This window comes from Pseudomonas neustonica (assembly GCF_003797945.1).
GTDB lineage: Bacteria > Pseudomonadota > Gammaproteobacteria > Pseudomonadales > Pseudomonadaceae > Halopseudomonas > Halopseudomonas neustonica.
In genome coordinates this window covers 1-18,141 of sequence record NZ_RKKU01000004.1, presented here as the reverse complement: position 1 = coordinate 18,141, position 18,141 = coordinate 1, and the positions used below count along the sequence as shown (strand labels likewise).

Annotated in this window: 23 protein-coding genes and 1 pseudogene; 6 read left to right on the top strand and 18 right to left on the bottom strand. The window is 54.5% G+C overall.

Going from position 1 to position 18,141, the window contains the following annotated elements; all coding sequences use genetic code 11:
• Window positions 1-9: 9 nt before the first annotated feature.
• From purT to EF096_RS05090, 4 genes are read right to left on the bottom strand one after another with little or no spacing between them, the layout of a single operon-like run.
• Complete coding sequence (gene purT, locus EF096_RS05105) at window positions 10-1,194, bottom strand: formate-dependent phosphoribosylglycinamide formyltransferase (protein WP_123888548.1); 1,185 nt, start codon at window positions 1,192-1,194, stop codon at window positions 10-12.
• Entirely contained in the window at window positions 1,191-1,409 is a 219-nt protein-coding gene (locus tag EF096_RS05100) for a DUF1289 domain-containing protein (RefSeq protein WP_123888547.1), read from the bottom strand. Before EF096_RS05100 ends, purT begins: the two co-directional genes overlap by 4 nt.
• Complete coding sequence (locus tag EF096_RS05095) at window positions 1,409-1,933, bottom strand: gamma carbonic anhydrase family protein (protein ID WP_123888546.1); 525 nt, start codon at window positions 1,931-1,933, stop codon at window positions 1,409-1,411. Before EF096_RS05095 ends, EF096_RS05100 begins: the two co-directional genes overlap by 1 nt.
• Window positions 1,934-1,944: 11 nt before the next feature.
• Window positions 1,945-2,538 carry an NUDIX hydrolase gene (locus EF096_RS05090; protein ID WP_123888545.1) on the bottom strand — a complete coding sequence of 198 codons (594 nt, stop codon included), beginning with the start codon at window positions 2,536-2,538 and terminating at the stop codon, window positions 1,945-1,947.
• Between the two features lie 223 nt (window positions 2,539-2,761).
• Here EF096_RS05090 and EF096_RS05085 point away from each other — a divergent pair, with 223 nt between their 5' ends.
• From EF096_RS05085 to EF096_RS20870, 4 genes and pseudogenes are all read left to right on the top strand, one after another.
• Window positions 2,762-3,310: an NUDIX hydrolase gene (locus EF096_RS05085; protein WP_123888544.1), complete on the top strand. Its 549-nt coding sequence runs from the start codon at window positions 2,762-2,764 to the stop codon at window positions 3,308-3,310.
• Entirely contained in the window at window positions 3,310-3,798 is a 489-nt protein-coding gene (locus EF096_RS05080) for a L,D-transpeptidase family protein (RefSeq protein ID WP_123888543.1), read from the top strand. The genes EF096_RS05085 and EF096_RS05080 overlap by 1 nt, the downstream gene beginning before the upstream one ends.
• Before the next feature lie 227 nt (window positions 3,799-4,025).
• Window positions 4,026-4,799 (top strand): annotated as a pseudogene (locus EF096_RS20875) (PAS domain-containing protein); the annotation flags it as partial.
• A gap of 12 nt (window positions 4,800-4,811) precedes the next feature.
• Window positions 4,812-5,342 (top strand): methyl-accepting chemotaxis protein, encoded by a 531-nt coding sequence (locus EF096_RS20870; protein ID WP_408003376.1) that lies wholly within the window; start codon window positions 4,812-4,814, stop codon window positions 5,340-5,342.
• Between the two features lie 123 nt (window positions 5,343-5,465).
• Here EF096_RS20870 and EF096_RS05070 read toward each other — a convergent pair whose 3' ends face one another.
• Window positions 5,466-5,777: a Nif3-like dinuclear metal center hexameric protein gene (locus tag EF096_RS05070; RefSeq protein WP_123888541.1), complete on the bottom strand. Its 312-nt coding sequence runs from the start codon at window positions 5,775-5,777 to the stop codon at window positions 5,466-5,468.
• Between the two features lie 113 nt (window positions 5,778-5,890).
• Here EF096_RS05070 and EF096_RS05065 point away from each other — a divergent pair, with 113 nt between their 5' ends.
• A complete protein-coding gene (locus tag EF096_RS05065) occupies window positions 5,891-6,217 on the top strand; it encodes a hypothetical protein (protein ID WP_123888540.1) in 327 nt (108 codons plus the stop codon).
• 4 nt (window positions 6,218-6,221) lie between these two features.
• On the opposite strand, the gene EF096_RS05060 is transcribed toward EF096_RS05065, so the two are convergent.
• Window positions 6,222-6,869: a TetR/AcrR family transcriptional regulator gene (locus EF096_RS05060; protein WP_123888539.1), complete on the bottom strand. Its 648-nt coding sequence runs from the start codon at window positions 6,867-6,869 to the stop codon at window positions 6,222-6,224.
• A gap of 77 nt (window positions 6,870-6,946) precedes the next feature.
• Between EF096_RS05060 and EF096_RS05055 the strand changes: the two genes are divergently transcribed.
• Window positions 6,947-8,053 (top strand): DUF2855 family protein, encoded by a 1,107-nt coding sequence (locus EF096_RS05055; protein ID WP_123888538.1) that lies wholly within the window; start codon window positions 6,947-6,949, stop codon window positions 8,051-8,053.
• Between the two features lie 95 nt (window positions 8,054-8,148).
• Here EF096_RS05055 and EF096_RS05050 read toward each other — a convergent pair whose 3' ends face one another.
• From EF096_RS05050 to EF096_RS04995, 12 genes are all read right to left on the bottom strand, one after another.
• The gene (locus EF096_RS05050; RefSeq protein WP_123888537.1) at window positions 8,149-8,481 is read right to left on the bottom strand and encodes a YnfA family protein; all 333 of its coding nucleotides are present in this window, start codon (window positions 8,479-8,481) and stop codon (window positions 8,149-8,151) included.
• A gap of 87 nt (window positions 8,482-8,568) precedes the next feature.
• Window positions 8,569-9,453, bottom strand: a complete 885-nt coding sequence (locus EF096_RS05045) for a DNA ligase (RefSeq protein ID WP_123888536.1) — start codon at window positions 9,451-9,453, stop codon at window positions 8,569-8,571.
• 85 nt (window positions 9,454-9,538) lie between these two features.
• Window positions 9,539-9,919, bottom strand: coding sequence for a septal ring lytic transglycosylase RlpA family protein (locus tag EF096_RS05040; protein WP_235869635.1), 381 nt, complete (start codon window positions 9,917-9,919; stop codon window positions 9,539-9,541).
• 203 nt (window positions 9,920-10,122) lie between these two features.
• The gene (locus EF096_RS05035; RefSeq protein ID WP_123888535.1) at window positions 10,123-10,425 is read right to left on the bottom strand and encodes a YkgJ family cysteine cluster protein; all 303 of its coding nucleotides are present in this window, start codon (window positions 10,423-10,425) and stop codon (window positions 10,123-10,125) included.
• Window positions 10,426-10,570: 145 nt separating this feature from the next.
• Window positions 10,571-11,584, bottom strand: coding sequence for a glycosyltransferase family 2 protein (locus EF096_RS05030; RefSeq protein ID WP_158611238.1), 1,014 nt, complete (start codon window positions 11,582-11,584; stop codon window positions 10,571-10,573).
• Window positions 11,585-11,591: 7 nt separating this feature from the next.
• Window positions 11,592-12,944 (bottom strand): NDP-hexose 2,3-dehydratase family protein, encoded by a 1,353-nt coding sequence (locus tag EF096_RS05025; protein WP_123888533.1) that lies wholly within the window; start codon window positions 12,942-12,944, stop codon window positions 11,592-11,594.
• A 148-nt stretch (window positions 12,945-13,092) separates the two neighbouring features.
• On the bottom strand, window positions 13,093-13,776 hold the full coding sequence (locus EF096_RS05020) for a nitroreductase (protein WP_123888532.1): 684 nt from the start codon (window positions 13,774-13,776) through the stop codon (window positions 13,093-13,095).
• 227 nt (window positions 13,777-14,003) lie between these two features.
• Entirely contained in the window at window positions 14,004-14,465 is a 462-nt protein-coding gene (locus EF096_RS05015) for a DUF4112 domain-containing protein (RefSeq protein ID WP_123888531.1), read from the bottom strand.
• 244 nt (window positions 14,466-14,709) lie between these two features.
• A complete protein-coding gene (locus EF096_RS05010) occupies window positions 14,710-15,342 on the bottom strand; it encodes a hypothetical protein (RefSeq protein WP_123888530.1) in 633 nt (210 codons plus the stop codon).
• Window positions 15,343-15,377: 35 nt separating this feature from the next.
• Entirely contained in the window at window positions 15,378-15,812 is a 435-nt protein-coding gene (locus tag EF096_RS05005) for a hypothetical protein (protein ID WP_235869634.1), read from the bottom strand.
• A gap of 49 nt (window positions 15,813-15,861) precedes the next feature.
• On the bottom strand, window positions 15,862-16,911 hold the full coding sequence (locus EF096_RS05000; protein WP_123888529.1) for a DUF2931 family protein: 1,050 nt from the start codon (window positions 16,909-16,911) through the stop codon (window positions 15,862-15,864).
• A gap of 52 nt (window positions 16,912-16,963) precedes the next feature.
• Window positions 16,964-17,545 carry a hypothetical protein gene (locus tag EF096_RS04995; RefSeq protein WP_123888528.1) on the bottom strand — a complete coding sequence of 194 codons (582 nt, stop codon included), beginning with the start codon at window positions 17,543-17,545 and terminating at the stop codon, window positions 16,964-16,966.
• Window positions 17,546-18,141: the final 596 nt, after the last annotated feature.

The window sequence follows — 18,141 nt, the reverse complement described above, 5'->3', positions numbered from 1 at the left end:
ACCAGCGACTCAGAGCTTTACCTTGACCGTAGCGGCGGCACGCACGGCCTTTTTTACCGCCAGATCGATGCTTTCATCCAGCGCCAGCGCAACACCCATGCGCCGCTGACCATCGACTTCCGGCTTACCGAACAAGCGCAACTGAGTGTCCGGGATAGCCAACGCCTCATCCAGGTTACCAAAGCTGACATTGGCCGACTGGCCTTCCACCATAATCACCGCAGAGGCCGCCGGGCCGTATTGGCGAATAGCGGGAATCGGCAGCCCGAGAATCGCTCGCGCGTGCAGAGCAAACTCAGACAGATCCTGCGAGATCAGGGTAACCATGCCAGTATCGTGCGGGCGCGGCGAAACTTCACTAAACCATACGCTGTCGCCCTTAACGAACAGCTCAACCCCAAACAGGCCACGACCACCCAGCGCTGCTGTCACTTCTTGCGCAACCCGCTGCGCTTCCGCCAGCGCCGCCTCGGACATCGCCTGCGGCTGCCAGGACTCACGGTAATCGCCCGACTCCTGACGATGACCAATAGGCGCACAGAAACTGGTGCCGTCAATGTGACGGACGGTCAAAAGGGTGATTTCATAATCAAAGTCGACAAAGCCTTCAACAATGACCCGCCCCTTGCCTGCGCGGCCGCCAGCCTGGGCATATTCCCAGGCAGCATCGATATCAGCCGCTTCGCGGACCAGGCTCTGGCCCTTGCCCGACGAACTCATGACCGGCTTGATCACGCAGGGCATACCCACTTCTGCCACGGCCGCGCGGTAATCTTCCAGCGTTTCGGCAAAGCGATAAGCCGAGGTAGGCAAACCCAGCTTTTCTGCCGCCAAACGCCGAATGCCTTCGCGGTCCATGGTCAGGCGCGTTGCCTCAGCCGTCGGGACCACCCGGTAACCTTCACTTTCCAGCTCGACCAGCGTCGGCGTAGCAATCGCCTCAATCTCCGGCACGATGTAATCGGGCTGCTCCGCCTCAATCACCTCACGCAGCGCCTGCCCATCGAGCATGCTGATCACATGATTGCGATGCGCCACCTGCATCGCCGGCGCATGGGCGTAGCGATCCACCGCAATCACTTCACAGCCCAAGCGTTGTAGCTCGATTGCCAGCTCTTTACCCAGCTCACCGGAACCCAGCAGCAGTACGCGGGTTGCATCTTCCGAATACGGAGTACCTATTACGACGGTCATGCCTGTTGTCCTTTTTCGTTAACGGAACCCAACCAGAGGCCCTGTTTGCGAGCGCGCACCTCGCAACGCTGCAGCACATCACGACGCTGCACCTCGCTCATCCGGCCCCAGGTCGCGATCTCCATACCGCTGCGCTGGCAGCCGGTACAGATATCGTCGTCATCCAATGCGCAAATACTAACGCAGGGTGAGCGGACCGGCGCCTGCTCGCTCATTAATCTTCCTGCACCTTTAGTTGCTCGCGAAAGCGCTTGGCGTTCTGCACATAGTGCGCAGCGCTCAGTTCGAGCATTTTCTTCTGTTGCTCACTCAGGGTTTTAACCACCTTGCCGGGGGAGCCCATCACCAGCGAACCATCCGGAATATCCTTACCCTCGGGAATCAATGCGTTGGCGCCAATGATGCAGTGCTTGCCAATGGTAGCGCCGTTAAGCACCACCGCATTGATACCAATCAGGCTGTAATCACCCACAGTGCAACCATGCAACATGGCGTTATGACCAACCGTAATACCCTTGCCGAGCACCAGCGGTACACCATAGTCCGCATGCATCACCGCACCGTCTTGCACGTTGCTGTGCTCGCCTATGGTGATCTGCTCAACGTCACCGCGAATCACCGCGCTAAACCAGACGTTGGCGCCCGCCTCCAGCTTTACCTTACCAATCACGGCAGCAGAGTCGGCAATCCAGGCGTCATCCGCCATCTCTACACGGTCATTACCCAGGCTGTACTTCATGCGAGCTCCTCTTATTTATGCTTGTCGTAGGGCGTGTGCAACGGAATGCCGGCATCAAAGCCGGTATTCATCAGCTCAGCCAACATCAGGGCTGTCAGCCCCCAGATCTTGAAACCTTCGTAGCGGTAACTGGGCACATACCAGCTGCGACCCTCATAATCGATACGGTGGGTCATTTCCCGTGGATCATCCAGAAAGAACTCGACCGGCACCCGAAAGACGTCAGCTATCTCGCCACTATTGGGCATCAGATCGAACACATCCGGCACAATGCCTACGTAGGGCGTGACCTTGATACCGTAGCGCGACACTAACGACCCCATAGGCCCGATAACATCGACCAGCTCAGGTAACAGGCCTATCTCTTCGTGGGCTTCGCGCAGCGCCGTAAAGCGCAGATCGACATCGCCCGGATCACGCCTGCCACCAGGAAAAGCCACCTCACCAGAATGCGTCGACAAACGCTGTGAGCGTAGCGTGAGAATAACTTCGGGGCGGTCATGCACACAGGTAATGGGGATCAACACACCCGCTTCCGGGAGACCCGCAGCCTCAACCGTTCGGGGAGAGTGCGCCTGTACCTGCATGCGCATTTTATCCAGCATGCACAGATCCTCTATTCTTTTTCTCATGATGGCATGATCAAGGGAGCAGAACCAGACGCACACCGGCGTGAATACCCTCCGATAGCCAGCGAACGCAAGGCCCGCCAAGCTGCACCCCTCACCCCGGTTCAGCGCACACTTTTGTGCTCTGAGTCTCTTGCCCAAGCGCGTTTTGCCCCGCAAGATAGAGCGAATTCACGTCCAGACCAAGCCGGAACAAAACATGAACTTCTGTAGTGAGTGCGGCAAAACAGTTTCCGCACGCATACCCTCGGGCGACACCCGCTCTCGGTTCATTTGTGATCATTGCGAGACCGTCCACTATCAGAACCCGCGTATCGTCGCCGGTTGCCTGGCCACCCACCAGGGCTATGTGCTGCTATGCCGCCGCGCCATAGAACCCCGTGTCGGTTTCTGGACCTTACCGGCTGGCTATATGGAAAACGGCGAAACAACTGAAGAAGCTGCGCTACGCGAAACCTGGGAAGAGGCACGCGCCAGCATGCAGGGGCACGAGCTGTACATGCTGTTCAACTTGCCGCATATCAATCAGGTGTATATGTTCTTTCGCGGCGAACTGGCCGACCTCAACTTCAGCGCAGGCGAAGAAAGCCTGGAAGTAAGGCTCTTTAGCGAAGCGGAGATACCCTGGACTGAGCTCGCCTTTCCGACGGTCGGCAAAACACTGAAACAGTATTTTATCGACCGACAGACTAATGAGTTCCCAGTGCGCATCCGCGATATTCTCTACCGCCCCCAGCAGGCGCGCTGATGCGCCGACTGTTGCTAGCCTTGCTGCTGTGTGGTTGCAGCTTCGTCACCAGCGCCGCAAATCCGGTGATCGATAAAATACTAATCCTAAAGGACGAACGTCGTCTGCAGTTGATTAGCGACGGCGCTGTACTGCACCAATACCGCATATCCCTGGGCGGCCAACCGGTTGGCCACAAACGCCAGCAGGGCGATGAGCGCACACCAGAAGGCATTTACACCATTGACTGGCGGCATGAGAGCCCGGCCTACAATCTCAGCATGCACATCGACTATCCGAATCTGAAGGACAAAATGGAGGCCTACAAGAATGACGTAGACCCCGGTGGCATGATCATGATTCACGGCACCCCGATAGATGAGGAGTACCCCGAGTGGTACTTCAAGGGGCTCGACTGGACCAATGGCTGCATTGCCTTGGGCAATGCAGAGATGCAGGAAGTATGGAACCTGGTACCCGATGGCACCCTGGTTGAGATTCGCCCCTGAGACTGACGGTGAAACACGCTTTTATAACGCGTGAGAAGCGCCATACAGGGCGAGCATAGCGATATTAGAGAGCCGATCAGCGACCGCTGGAAATATTATGAGGAAATATGTCCATTCTTAGCATCGCCTCACAGCTAGCTATACTGGACCTATAGCCCCCTGCCAGCTAACGCCACCGCCAGCAAATCAAGCACGCAAACGCCAGCACATATCAATACAGGTGCACTATGTTTTTTGATAAACACTTAAAGCAAAAAATTAGCACCCTGCAAAAAAAAATACTCAGATTCCAACAGGTGAAAGACAGCCTGGACACCGACATGCTGGTGCTAACACTTAACGAGTCAGGCACTGTTACCTGGCAAAATGCCAACTCAGCGAAAGAGTTAGGCTACTCCGAAGAAAAAATCGCAAATAAGAAGTTACTGGATTTTGTACCTGGCAAGGCTCGCGACACCAAGCACTATCACGCGCTCAAAAAGGCGATTGAACAAAAAAAACATTGGGTGGGCGCTATCCAGTTTGAGCACGCAGACGGCAGCCAGGCATGGCTTCGATCCATACTGCAGCCGATCGTGGATATCAATAATAAACTTGAAGAGTTCACCTTACACAGTACGGTTTTAACCCGCACCATTGAGACCTCTCGAGAGCACCAGGACTTGATCCTCGCACTTAACCGGTCCATGGCATTGATCGAGTTTGATACCAATGGCCATGTGCTAGGGGCAAACGACCGATTTCTGGCTGCCATGGGTTATAAAAAAGATGAGATCAAGGGCAAGCACCATAGCGTCTTTTGCGATCCCGCTGAGGTTAACACCTCAGAATACGCCGCTTTCTGGGCCAGGCTGGGGCGCGGCGAGCACGTTTCAGGTCGCTTCAAACGCTTTGACCGACACGGCAATACGGTTTGGCTAGAGGCCTCTTACAATCCGATATTCAATAACGAAAACGAGCTCTACAAGGTGGTTAAATTTGCCACCGTTATCACTAACGAAATAGAACGGGAAATGGCCGTTTCTGATGCTGCCGGCATTGCCTACAGCACCTCAATTGAAACCGACGCTATTGCCGACCAGGGCGCGCAGGTCATTGATCGGACCGTTCAGGTCATCCGCGAGCTCTCAGAACAAATGGAGCAAGCGGGTACAGAAATGTCCGCACTGGATAAACAATCACAACTCATCGCGACTATTGTGCAAAGCATTAGCAGTATTGCCGACCAAACCAACTTGCTGGCACTCAACGCTGCGATTGAGGCAGCGAGAGCAGGCGAACAAGGTAGAGGCTTTGCCGTGGTTGCAGACGAGGTCAGACAACTTGCCTCACGCACCAGTCAAGCAACAGTGGAAATCGTAGAGGTTGTACAAAAGAACCAGCAGCTCACTCGATCAACCGTAACAGTGATAAGGCAAGGGCAAGATAAGGCACAACAAGGGCTGGAATTATCAAACGAGTCCGGCCGGGTCATGACCGAAATCAAAAGGGGCGCCCAACAAGTTGTTAATGCCGTTAGCCAATTTGCAAACCAATTAAAGTAATATGCTCATTCGCGCATGTTACTTTGTTTGTCATCTTTACCGTCAGCAGTCATGCACGTTAGCCAGCCGCCAGGCTGAAGCAAGCAGGTTCTCAGCCTAACGTTATGGCCAACGGCCTGACACTCAGAGCGTGTTAGTGCGAAAAAAATCAAAGGCCGGCTCCTCATAAGGATGAGCGGCCCGCAGTGCTGCAACAGCCTCAAGAATACACTCATCTGCGCAGACCATCTCGACACGCAACTCTGCCACCTGCTCCAACTTGCCATGCTCACCAATATGTGGATTACTGCCGCTTAGCGGCCGGAACTGCCCCTGCCCCAACACCTGCCAGCTGCAGCAATCGTAATCACCAATACGGCCAGCTCCAGCAGCAAACACGGCCTGCTTGACCTGTTCCGCATCAGCAACCGGAACAAAAAAACATAATTTGTACATACAACGGCCCCTAAAAATAGCTGCATTTGCCAACCCAAATCACATCTTGGCTGACGGCATTCAACTAGAGTAAGTATAGGGTACAAGCCATTCAAATCTGGAAGGAAGCAAGCATGACCATTGATAGCAACCGCCTGTTGCTGGAATTTGAAAAACTGCGGCGCGAGACCAACTTCAGCGTTATCAACTCCGCTTTGCCTGAACTGAACCTTACCAACCTGCAGCCGATCATCACCCTGGTTGCCGAGGCGCGCAGGGATTATCTGAAAGCGCTGGTCGAACTGGCTGAGCAAAATACCGGTGACCAACCAACGCTTGAGCAAATCGGCGAACTCAAAGCCAAACGGGAAACCTTCGATGAACTGGTCAGTGCAGCCAATGCGCTGGAAACGGCCATTCAACGCGACTATCTCAAGGTGCGCACCAGCCGTCACGCCTGAACCGTTAGCTGCGGTGAACAGCAGCCGAGCTGATAGCGGCGTGACAGAAGGACTCCATCTGCGCAGCCCACGCTAGCATGGCGACAGCATCCAGTTGCACCAGCATGGCGTAGCGGCGACCACCCCAAACCGCCAGATGCAATGCCTCCAGCGTACTATCTGATGGCTGCGCGGGTAGATCAGTTGCGGCTTGCAAAACCCGGCGCCAGGCACTCAGAAGTTCATCATAGGCGCGACGCTGGTGTTTCTGCTCCGCAACCATAGGCTCCAATTCCAGCATGTCCGGATGAAACCAGGAGCTGGCCCCTTCCGCCCCACACAGCAGACGCACAAGGCATGACACGCGCTGCTCCCAGGTTAAGTCTTGCGGCTGCACCGCCCGCAGCTCGATCACCTGCAATAGCGACTCGATGCAGTGGCGTACATAGCCTGAGTGCAGTGCCTGCTTGCTGGGAAAGTAGTCATACAGGGTACCAACCGCAACGCCTGCCTCCAGAGCGATGGCCCGAGTGGTGAGTCGCTCCCAGCCATCACGCTGCCAAATCCGAACATAGGTATCAAAAATGGCCTGCACCGTGGCCTTGGCGCGCGACTGTGTAGGTCGCTTGAGCGGCTTGGGACGGGGGTATAGCGGCGTTGACTTGTTACTCATGGATATCCGAACCCGTTAAGCGGGCGTACAGGCTACAGTCATTGTCACCACGTTTCACCTATCCAAGGAGCCAAAATATGAAGACCCTCAGCCAATTACAGAACAACAAAGCAGACCTGCAGCAGGCCCGTATCCACAGCGAAGCCATACCTGAGCTACAAGCAGGAGAAGCCTTGCTGCGCATCTGTAATCTGGCCCTGACCACCAACAATATTACCTACGCGGCTTTTGGTGAAACCCCACATTTGCGTTACTGGGGCTTCTATCCAACCAATGACCAGGCCTGGTTCCACATGCCGGCCTGGGGCTTTGCCGAGATTGTGGAAACCTCAGTCGAGGGCCTGCACAAAGGCGAGCGTTTCTATGGTTTTTGGCCAGTAGCCAGTCATGTAGTGATGAAGCCAGTGCGGGTCTCAGAGCGCGGCTTTTACGACGGGGCCGAACACCGCCTGGAGCTGACCTCAGCCTACAATCAGTATCAGCGCGTCAGCACGGACGCGGCCTACCGTGCAGAAGATGAGAACTATCAGATGCTGCTGCGCCCGCTGTTCATTACCTCCTTCATGCTGGCCGACTTTCTGCAAGACAACGACTTCTTTGGCGCGCGCCGCATCGTGATATCCAGCGCGTCCAGCAAAACCGCTTACGGCACCGCCTTCTGCCTGGAAAATAACCCCAAGGTTGAGTTGATTGGCCTCACGTCCAGCGGCAACACTGACTTTGTCGACAACCTGGGCTGCTACCAGCGCGCTATGGCCTACGATGAGGTTGAGCAACTGGACGCCAGTGTGCCGACGCTTTATGTCGACTTTTCGGGCAATAACGAGCTGCGCAACCGCATTCACGCTCACTTCAACGATAACCTGGTGCATAGCTGCTTTGCCGGCTCATCGCAAAACCATGAACATCTCAGTGCCGCCGACGCACCAGCTCACGGCCCGGCACCGCAGCCCTACTTCGCGCCCTACCAAATCAAGAAACGCAACGCCGACTGGGGTGCCGCCGAGGTAACACGCAAGTTCAATGAGGCCCAACTGGCGTTCATTCAGCGGGTAAAAAATCCGCAACAACCCTGGATGCTGGTCAATGAACACGTCGGCCTTGAGCAAGCAAAAAAACTGGTTGAGGATCTGGTAGCCGGGCGTATTGATCCGAAGGAAGGTCATGCGGTCGTACTCGGCTAAGCTGAGAGCGTAACAATCGCTACCGGACATCCACCATGCCCGCGTGGTGCTAACGGGTAACAAGCTTGCACGACATGCGCTCCCGACTGGATGTATTAAGCCGTTCGGGGCGCAAACATAATGATCGCCATGCCCGTCAGGGCAACAGCGGAGCCCAGCATATCCCAGGCAGTCGGGCGGACCCCGTCTACTGCCCACAACCACAAAATAGCCGCGAAGATGTAGACGCCGCCATAGGCCGCGTATACCCGTCCCGCGGCCTGGGGATGCAGCGACAGCAACCAGGCGAACATGGCCAGACTCAACGCGGCAGGCAGCAAGAGCCAGATGCTCTTCCCTTCGCGTAACCAAAGATAGGGCAGATAGCAGCCCAGAATTTCTGCCAACGCCGTCAGCAGAAAGAGGCCCAGGGTTTTCAGTTCCAGCAAAGTGTACAACTCCCGATAGGGCAGGAAAAATCAGAGCAAGCGTAGGCCATCATGCGCAGCATCACCGCAATGCTCAAGCCTTACCAGTCAACCACCTGTATTCTGGTCGGCGGACTTAATGGTGACGCCCAGCCTGTCTTCGCGTACACGCAAAAAGCGGGCAAAGCGCGGCAAGCCGTTGCGCGTCAGTCCGTTAAAGCGATAGGTCACCCAGCTACCCAGCGGCGGTGGGTCGGCCCGCTCGGCATCGCTCAGGCCACTACCTAACCGAAAGCGACGTCCTGCCTCGTCCTCAACCTCCAACGCCCCTACCATGCCTGCATATTTACCCTGGCCTGCGGTATACCCTACGACCCATGCCTCGGCATCCTCATAGGGCTTGTACTTCAGCAGAGCTGCGCTGCGGCCAGCGTGATAGCGCGCATCCTGATGATGCAGCATCAGGCCCTCGGCACCTGCCGCAACCAGCGTGGACAGACGTGCGTCCAGCTCGTCGGCACTGGCCACTCTAAACTGAGGTACCGCTTGCAACCAGTTGCCCCCAACGGCCGGTAAGGCTTCCATCGCCCTCACCCGCTGCGTAAAGGTCCCTCCATGCGTGGGCAGATCGAAGACCATGAACTTGACCTGACGCCAGTGCGCATCGTCCGGCTCGCCTGTGCGCACAATACCGCTGACCTCAGCAAAACGGCCTCGACCAAGCCACAACTCGCCGTCCATTGCCATGGCAGGCCAGCCTGCGGTAAACCAGCCTGGCGACGCAATACGGTAACCACCCCTGCTCCACAGCGCCTGCCCATCCCAGTGTGCACGCACCCCATCCAGCTTCTCGCTAACCCAGAATGACGTGACATCGGCGTTGCCCGAGTAGACAGTCGCCAGCATCGGCTCATGCCCCTTGGGCCCAGCTGAGACTGCATGCGGGAGGTAGGTAAGAAAAACAATCAACAGCAGGGATAAAAGCGTGCGCATGATGACATCCTTGTCATGGCTGCGTGGGCGGAGAAGGCGAGTACCCGATAGCCGCTAGAGCGGCTGATCACGGGACTGCCTGAGTTTAGCGAATCACTTCAATTTCAACATTCAACAATCCGGAGGCGGTATTTCCAATACGGCTGAAAGCGGATTTTGAGAGATCAATAACACGCCCGCGTACAAAGGGTCCGCGATCGTTTATGGTCACCAATACACTTTTTCCGTTACTGGTATTGGTGACTTTAACCACAGAACCAAAAGGCAGCTTCTTGTGGGCGGCCGTGCTCAGATCATGCCGGTACAACGCACCGCTCGCGGTCCTTTGGTTCTGGTGTTTATCAGCATAAAAGGACGCCTGACCAGATTCTTTATACCCGGCCCAATCTCCAGCAGCGCGGGGCTGAGCGGTGCTGCAGCCTGCGAGCATCAATAACAAGAAAGAAAGCAAAGCCAGGTATTTCACGATCTTGGGAACCTTATTGAGAGTACGGATATTGTTGCTTTTACCGAAAGGCAGATCGCAACGCAACGGGCTTGCCTGCAAACTGACGACCCGTAGTCGGTCTGCCTAAGCGTTTGCGCCCTAAAGGCTGGCAAGCAAAGATGACCCCAGGTCGCTGGCAACGAAGACATTGCCATCAAGGCGGAAGGTATCAGTGACAAATCTCAAGCATCGGGGGATGGCAGCGAGGCTCGCTCTTCGAGGCATTCATAACCGCCCATCTCGAACTCCCGACAAATCCAGGGGCGCTTTTCGTAGATACCACAGAGCATGGTTTCTCGGTCCAGCGCCGCACACCAGCCGTCATCTAATCGCGCCATGGTCATGCCGCCCCACTCGTCCACCGCGACGTACTTGTCTGGCACACCCGTATCCGTAATCAGCATCACCTCCAGGCGACAGCAATTCGCTCTGCAGGTTGCGCAAGTGACATCAGCGTCAGGCAAGTTTATCGCGTCAATCTTCATGGATGAGGCTAGACCGTCTTGTGGGGGTTAGGCGCCAATAGCGCCTGGCAAATACGCGTTGCCTGGATAGGCTACCACCGGGCATGGATGATGAGTCGCACAGCGACGTCACTCTAGTAAAAAGCAGCCAACGATGACGTGTATCTTACAAGACCCGAAGGGCCTCGGGGTTCTTAAGTAGGCTATCGATATCCATTGGCTGTGAAATCGACTCGCCAGTGCGCTTTTGCAACAGAGTTTTGTGCAGCCCACCCTTATCCCTGCGAGAGAACCAGGATCTGACGACCAGATGATCTATACCCAAATGCAGGAAAAGCGCTTTTTGCAGCGCTCGACGGGTACCTATCGGCTTTTTGCGCCTGGCCGGTCCCCGTTTGCTCGCTGCCTCTTGCAGCTGCTGAGCAATAAACGCGTGTACATCGTGCACTGAGCGCGCTTCCATCATCTTGATCATGTATTGGTGCTCAGTGGTTTCGACGTCATAAAGCGACGTACTGGCCCGCACATTCTGCGTCCAAAAACGCAGGCCGGTTACCCTGTCGCCAAAGCTGAAAACACCGCCAAGCCGCCACGCCCGCATGATCCAATGTCTGAGCGGCGTGCGCCAAAGACGGCTGGAATGCTGCCAGGACCCAACCTTTCTGGCATAGGCCCTGCGCACCAGCCAGAAACTACTGGGATCAAAGGCATAATCATCCTCCTTGATCAGGTCTACCAAATCAGGCTGCAAAGGCAACACCGAGGTAAATACCGGCATGATGGCACCTGAAGCGTCTGCAGCAAGTTGGTATCCGTTAGCGGCCTGCCCGATATAGAAATCGGCTCCCGCAGCGGCAATCTGGCCAAGCGCATAGTCCAGGTGATCGGCCAGTAGCAGGTCATCGTGATTGAGAAAACAGACAAAATCACCTGTGGCCAGGTGCAGACCGAAACTATTGGGGCCGGATTGCTCGCCAAAGCGCTCAGGAAAGTTGTAGTAGCGGATGCGATCGTCGGCAAGAGTGTGGAGCATCGCGCCAGTCTCTGGCCCGCAACAATCGCCAACGACGATGGCCTCCCACTGCTGGCAGGTCTGCAACTGCAACGAGCGAAGCGTAGAGTGCAGTGCATCAACACGTCGGTATGTGGCGATAATAAAGGTCACGCGAGGTGTTTGCATAATGCGCTCAGAGATAGGCAAGCAGCATGGAGACCAGGCTTCTCGCTTCATTGGAAAAGAACCCCTGCTGCTGCGAAAAGCGCTCCACCTGCGCCAGAGTCATCCAGCTCAGGGCATCGGTTACCGGCGTTTCCTGTGCGCTATCGAGCAGCATCACGCGATAGCAGGAAACACACTTATAAAAACGTCCGCCCTCATCGGAGTGACGACTGGAAAGCAGTGGCTCGGCCTGCTGTAGCGCCGCCATAAGCGCTTCATCTTCCTGATCAAGCCCGGCGATAATGGCGGGCACGCCGCCCGAACTCTGGATAGACGGACCGTACTGAAAGCATTCGGTAAATCCAATCTCCGCCCGGCACTTGAAGAGAAAGTGCAGCACGCCATTGATCTCCTTGGCCAGCAGAACCGCCAGTCCCTCTTCCGTGGAAGCAATCAACGGCTGATCCCAGAAATCCACTTCCCTCGCACTGCTGCTGACCTGGTAGTGACGCACCTCAAAGCTGCCATAAGCGCCAGATAAAACAGCAGCGCGACCTGCCATCCACTCCGGCGCAAAACCGAGACTGGTCATCTGCGTGGTAAATGCAAAGGTCTCGCGCATGCGTTCGAGTCTGCCCGCGACATGCTCGTCTGAGCTGGCAAACGCGCGTTCGGGCGCAGAATAAGAGCACAGCAATTGCTCGCCCAGGCCGCCTTTACCCCGCCAGCGTTGGAACGGTTCGCCTGTAGCGGCCAGCAATCGCCAAGGGGAGCAAACCAGCACCGAGCGCGCGTCGGTATTGATCTGAAAGTCCATCGCCAGCAGTGCGCATAGCTCCTCCAGGGGAGCCCAGCGATAGCCCTCCACCTCATCAACAACCAGAGAGGGCGGCAATTCAACCAGCAGGTTACGGTTATATTTACCGAGAAAACGGGTGCCCTGCTCCGACTGCAGCGTGCTGGCATGTACCTGAACATCAGGCGTGCCGATAAAACAGTCGAGGAACGGCGTTTCTTTGCCCTGATGCTTTCTGGTGTAGTTGCTCTGCGTTGCCTGCACTGAAGGAGAGGCTTGCACCAGCCCAACATTGCCTGGCTCAGGCTTGGCCTGAACCAATACATGCTTGCGCCCGGCCTGACGTTGCAGCAAAAACCCCAGAATACCTATCTCAGGCTGGTAAATAAGCGGCTGCGGGGGATGGCGCGATGAGCCCCCCTCAAGCGAAACGCCCACAATGCTGAAAAAGCCGCCGGACCGATGGCACAGGTGACCTTGCTGCAGAGCCCATTCCTGCGACGCTTGCCAGGGGATTTCCTCAACTTGCATGTCACAGCGCGCGCGATGATCATCCAGCCAGACCACCAGCTCATTCCTTTGCATGCACTTAGCCACTCCATAACAACCAAACAACAGAACGCTTAACGGCGCAGCAGCCACATGGGCTGTGCCGATAAAAGCCATGAAGCTGTTAGCGCCGAGCAGCAACGCTAGCAGATCGAGGTATTCTGCTTAGCGGCCAAGCGGGCTATCAAGCTGTTTCGGTAAATCCGACAAAATTGGCAACCTCACTGACCGGACGGCGCTTCGACACCACCGCGTTAGCGGGAAAGTCTTCGTCCGGATAGCCCATTGCAACACAAATCATGATCACCTGATCCTCAGGAATGCCAGCATGCTCACGCACAACCGGCGAGTGCATGATGCCTTGGCTATTGACTACACAGCCCAGGCCACGCGACCAGGCCGCATTCACCAGGCCATTAACCAGAGCGCCACAGTCAAACTGAGCAATATCGCCCTCCTGCAAGACCTTATCGTAAGTGATCACTATAGAGATGGGCGCATCAAACTGCCTGAAACCACGCAGAATCCAATCCTGTCGCTTTTCCTTGTCATCACGGGCGATGCCCATGGCCTGAAACAGTTGCACGGCAATATCAACCTGACGCTGACGATGCTCGCCCTCGTATGAGCCAATACCGCGACTTTCCTTGGACGGTGGCGTGCCGTTGAGCATGCGCTCGGTGTTGTCAGCCCGAATACGGTCCAGCGGCTCGCCGGTCAGCACATGCAGATGCCAAGGTTGGGTATTCATGGAAGATGGCGCGCGCGTCGCCATGGCTATCACCTCTTCCAAAACGCTGCGCGGCACCGGTTTCTGTTGAAAAGCGCGAATACTGCGACGCCCGAATACGACTTCTTCGTAGTTCACGGTTTAACTCCTCACAAGATAGGGGAGCTAGCAATCCGGCGGGCGCAAAAGATACTGCGCGCGGATGCGGCTAGCCTGCGGACCTGACATTAGCACAGTAATGTCTGCCCTCCGGCTGAAGGGTGGCTCGGCAATAGGAGCTTATAAGGCGCCTCTATAACCCGCCTCGACTTATACGTGAGTCACGCTGGAATCCCGCAAAGCGGCAGCGCCTCCAGCTCAGCAGATCATTTTAAAATAAGCACAAAAGCACCGACCAGAACCGCAAACACGAAGGACAAGCCGATCAGTAACGTCCAGGGAAAGGCCGGTGGCGGCGGCTCGATACTCAACTGTTCTTCCAAGTGATTTTTCAGCAGCCGGGTATTGCGCGTATTGGCCTTAAAAATAGCATCAAAGGCATCACCCACAACGGGCACCAGACCACCAACGAAATCGACCACAATATTACGCAGCATGCGGCGCCTTAGGTCCTTGCTCGCACCCGCTCGCTGCGCCTCAAACAGCACGTAACCCGACAACACCAACCCGACAAAATCGCCCACCACGGGTAGCAGGCCAATCACCGCCTCCAGGCCAATCTTGAATCGTGTAAACGGCAAGCTGATACTGCTATCGGTCAAACGGCTAAACCTTTCCAGCCGCTTCAATATCGCCCGCTGCCGGGCTTGCATCCCTTGTTGCGCCATAACGCCTCCAGAAACAGTAAAGCGTCTGCCAAGCACGCCAAGGTGAAATTGGAGCTGTTCATGCCAGCCTGCTCGCGGTGTTCAGCAACAACCGCGACCCCGCTCCTCCCATTGCGCCGCGGTCAGACTCGCCACATCTAGAGAGAACCTTTGAAGGCCTCTTCCCAAACCAATCGCTGCAATCAAGAATAACCCTGGGAGCGTCCTGCGCAGCGGCAACCCTTGAACGCTAGAGCAAGCGGCCTCAGGCTTTTTGTGCGGGACCGTTGTCGATATCAAGACGACTACAGAGGTAATCCAAACCAGCCTGATAGCTAGCTCCACCCACCACTTCACCCGAGATCGCGACCAGGTAAGTCGCTTTAAAAAAGCCGATAGTGCGCACCGTTATGAAGTAAAAATCCGAACCTTGCTTCAGGTTGCAGCACCTCGACCAAGGCACCGTCACGCTTTTACGATTAGGCAGAAAAAAGAGTAAACCGGAAGACGCTATTTTGACCCGATGCTCTCCTTGCAGCGGCTTTAACCGCAAAAGCGTCAGTGGCTCCAGCCTCCCATCTGGTGGCGGCTTTTTTAGTACCAAGGGTGGCGCACGGCTTTCTACCAGTCTTTTTAACAGAAATTTCCAGGCCAAAAGATAAGCGATAAGACTCAGAGCTAGAGATACATAGGTTTCTGGCGCGTCTTTATCCAACAAAAAATAAAAGACCACGGCCATGAACAGCAATGGAAGCCAAAACGAGAAAAGGCGTAAAAAAACAGGATACGCTTTAGTCGCCTGCATTTCGTTCTTCTCATTTCGCCGGGCGTTGATGCTGTCAGCTAGCGTCACTAGCTGCCCTGCTGTCACCACAAAGCGCAGCTCCATCGCGTCCATATTGCTAACCACCGTCCATCTTTAAATTGAGAAGCTCACAACGCCGAATAAACCTCGATAAACCATTTAGGCTGCATAGCGGCGAAATCTTGGCGAATATTCGACGGTAGATAGCTGGCTGAATCGAGCACAAACGGCTGACCTGCCACACGCTTGAATACCACCCAATGCCAAAAATCCTTGCCGTCTTCCTGGTGGTGCTTGATCGATAGCAGGGCTAAATCAGGCAAACCATCCCAGGATTGAAAAGGTATTTCCGCGTCAGAGCATGTGACGCCGGCGCTGGATAACAGGCGGCGCACATAGCGCGTGTCTGACCACAGTGATCGATCCGATGCCTGAATCCCCATCGCGTTAGCAATCGCTTTCATGTCTGAGTAGGTTTTGCCCAGAATATTGGCAACCGATGCAATGCCGCACCCAGTGGCTTCTTCCTGCACGACTGGCTGGATCATCTTTGCTTGCAACATGCTAACGCCCCATATACTGCCAAAAAGCCAGCCCGCCAAAGGGAGGCAATCATTCAATTGTGGCTTTAAAGGTGTTGATTTCAATTTCCTTATCGCCCCCTCTCAAGGCAAGCGATATGGCTGGCGAGCCCACTCCCCTGACGATCAAGTCTACATTGTCTGAAGGGCTGAAGTTTGCATAAGCCCTCATCACTTCAGCCTGATCAAAGTCTTCCAGCCAACAGGTCGCCACTTTCACGTTATCAACATCACGCCAACTAAAGAAAAAGCCTTTCAGCAGACCTCTCTTTTGATAATCAAACAGCCTGTCTTGATTATCACTTGAGGTTATTTCAACTTCGCCATTATAGGTATGCAATACAAAGCTATCGAGCTGGTACTCTTCGGGCAGCGCAACCACAGGCCGCCATAAGTAACGCTGCCTGAATTGCTCGTACAGATCGGGGCTCGGGTATTCACCCAGCCTGATGCGTTCGAATGTATTGAATTCGTCGTTTAACTGGGACAAGACCACATCGTTATATTTTTTTGAGAAAACAGGTCTGCTGTCATCCGAAACGTAATCGATATCGACTAACGTCTCTTGTGCTTTAAAATTGGCTACCTCAACCTGGTTGCCATCACCAGACAGCCATACCACCACCAGTCCATTGGGGGCCAAGCCTATAACGAAGGTGGTGTAGGTACGTTTCTTCTTCGTGGTGTGATCAATAAAGCCCTCAGCAAATAGCTGCGCGATAGCATCCTTGGGCAAATCCCATGCGCCTTCGTAGTTCCTTTGATCCACGAATGAATGCCAAGAGACTTGCAGACGATCAGGCAGATTTTTTGTATCCGGCCCCATAACGACATAGCCTGACGCATTGCCCCAGCCGTCATCAGCATCGCCAAAACCCGCCAACGACTGCTGATAACCTTCAGCAATGATCGCTCCAGCGTAAGCCTGCACTGGATATTCCTCAGGCGCAGACAGCGTGGCTGACCAATCGTACTTTTGCTCTGCGCTGAAATTCTGACAGGCCATGATTGCCATGCTCATCGCCAGGATACTCAGCATTTTCAGCCGACGGAAAATCGAACCTGTTGTCTCGCTGCCCATATACCCTCCATGTAAGGCTATCAATCACGCCAAATAAAACCGAAGCCGTATTTCACCAGTTAGGTGACAGCTCAGACTCTGCTTTTTCGTCAGGGGTAAAACGATAGACCAGAGTAGACTTGCCGGAAAAATAGTCGGCCCTGAACGCTCCGCCACCCTCGATAGTCTTTTTAACGACCGTCAGCGTGTCATGATCTACCAACGCATATGAATAGATAAAATTCGTCGTCACAGTATTGACCTGCTCGATAATGATTTTATCGCCGTATATCTTGTAGTACCCCTGAAATAACGTCCGCCCCGCCTCGCCCGCCTCAATCTGATCTTTCATGGCGTTCAAATAAACGCCATTTTCCTGCAGCATATCCGTCAATAAAAAATTGACCTGACCGGATTTATAGAACTTATACACCTCATACACATCTGGTTTATCAGCAATATTACCTTGCTGGCCAGCCATCCCTTCAAACACATAAAAACCATCAGTGCGCAGCGCGGAATTTGCGCTTAATGCGAAATCCGCATCATAAAAAGAATAGTCTTTTTGATAGAGGAATACGGGCATACAGGCAGATACTAATAAAATCAGCCCAAGGCCAAGACCGGCGAAACATGACTTTTTTATAACATTCACACTGCAGACGCCATTCAAGTTAAAAACAACGCCATTTATCCAGCGCTCCCAAGGACCAAGAACGTCTATGAGCTTTTCAGCCTAGTTCACTCTTTCAAAAAATCTACAGCAAAAGTCCGCTCTAGTAGAAATCCTGAATAAGCCTACCGAGCTGAATAAACCCCAGAAGCACGCCGATTTCCTTGCACCAAAAAAATCGGTTTGCTGGTGAACTCAATGCCGTCATCCCAGACGATCTTACGCATACTGGCTCTGTGTTCGCAGAGCAGCGAATGGGAATACTAGTTATACGCCACTATTACTGATCTGTTTTTTTGTCATCGCGATCACTCAGTGCGTCCACAGGCAAAAGAAGCGTATCAATTGCAACATCCAACGGCAATGAGACTACAGTTATAAGTGGGCAGACAACCATCATCCAACACATGACTGTTGCACCGTGTGCTTCGCTGCTTGAATTATTTAGGCCAGGCGGCGGCAAAAACTGAGTGCAACACCTGACCTTTCCGGTACGGTGCTGCCCTATGTCTTATTCCGAACTCAGCGTTGCAGAGCGTGCCACCATTCAAGTTAGTCATGCCCAAGGCCTCAGCTTG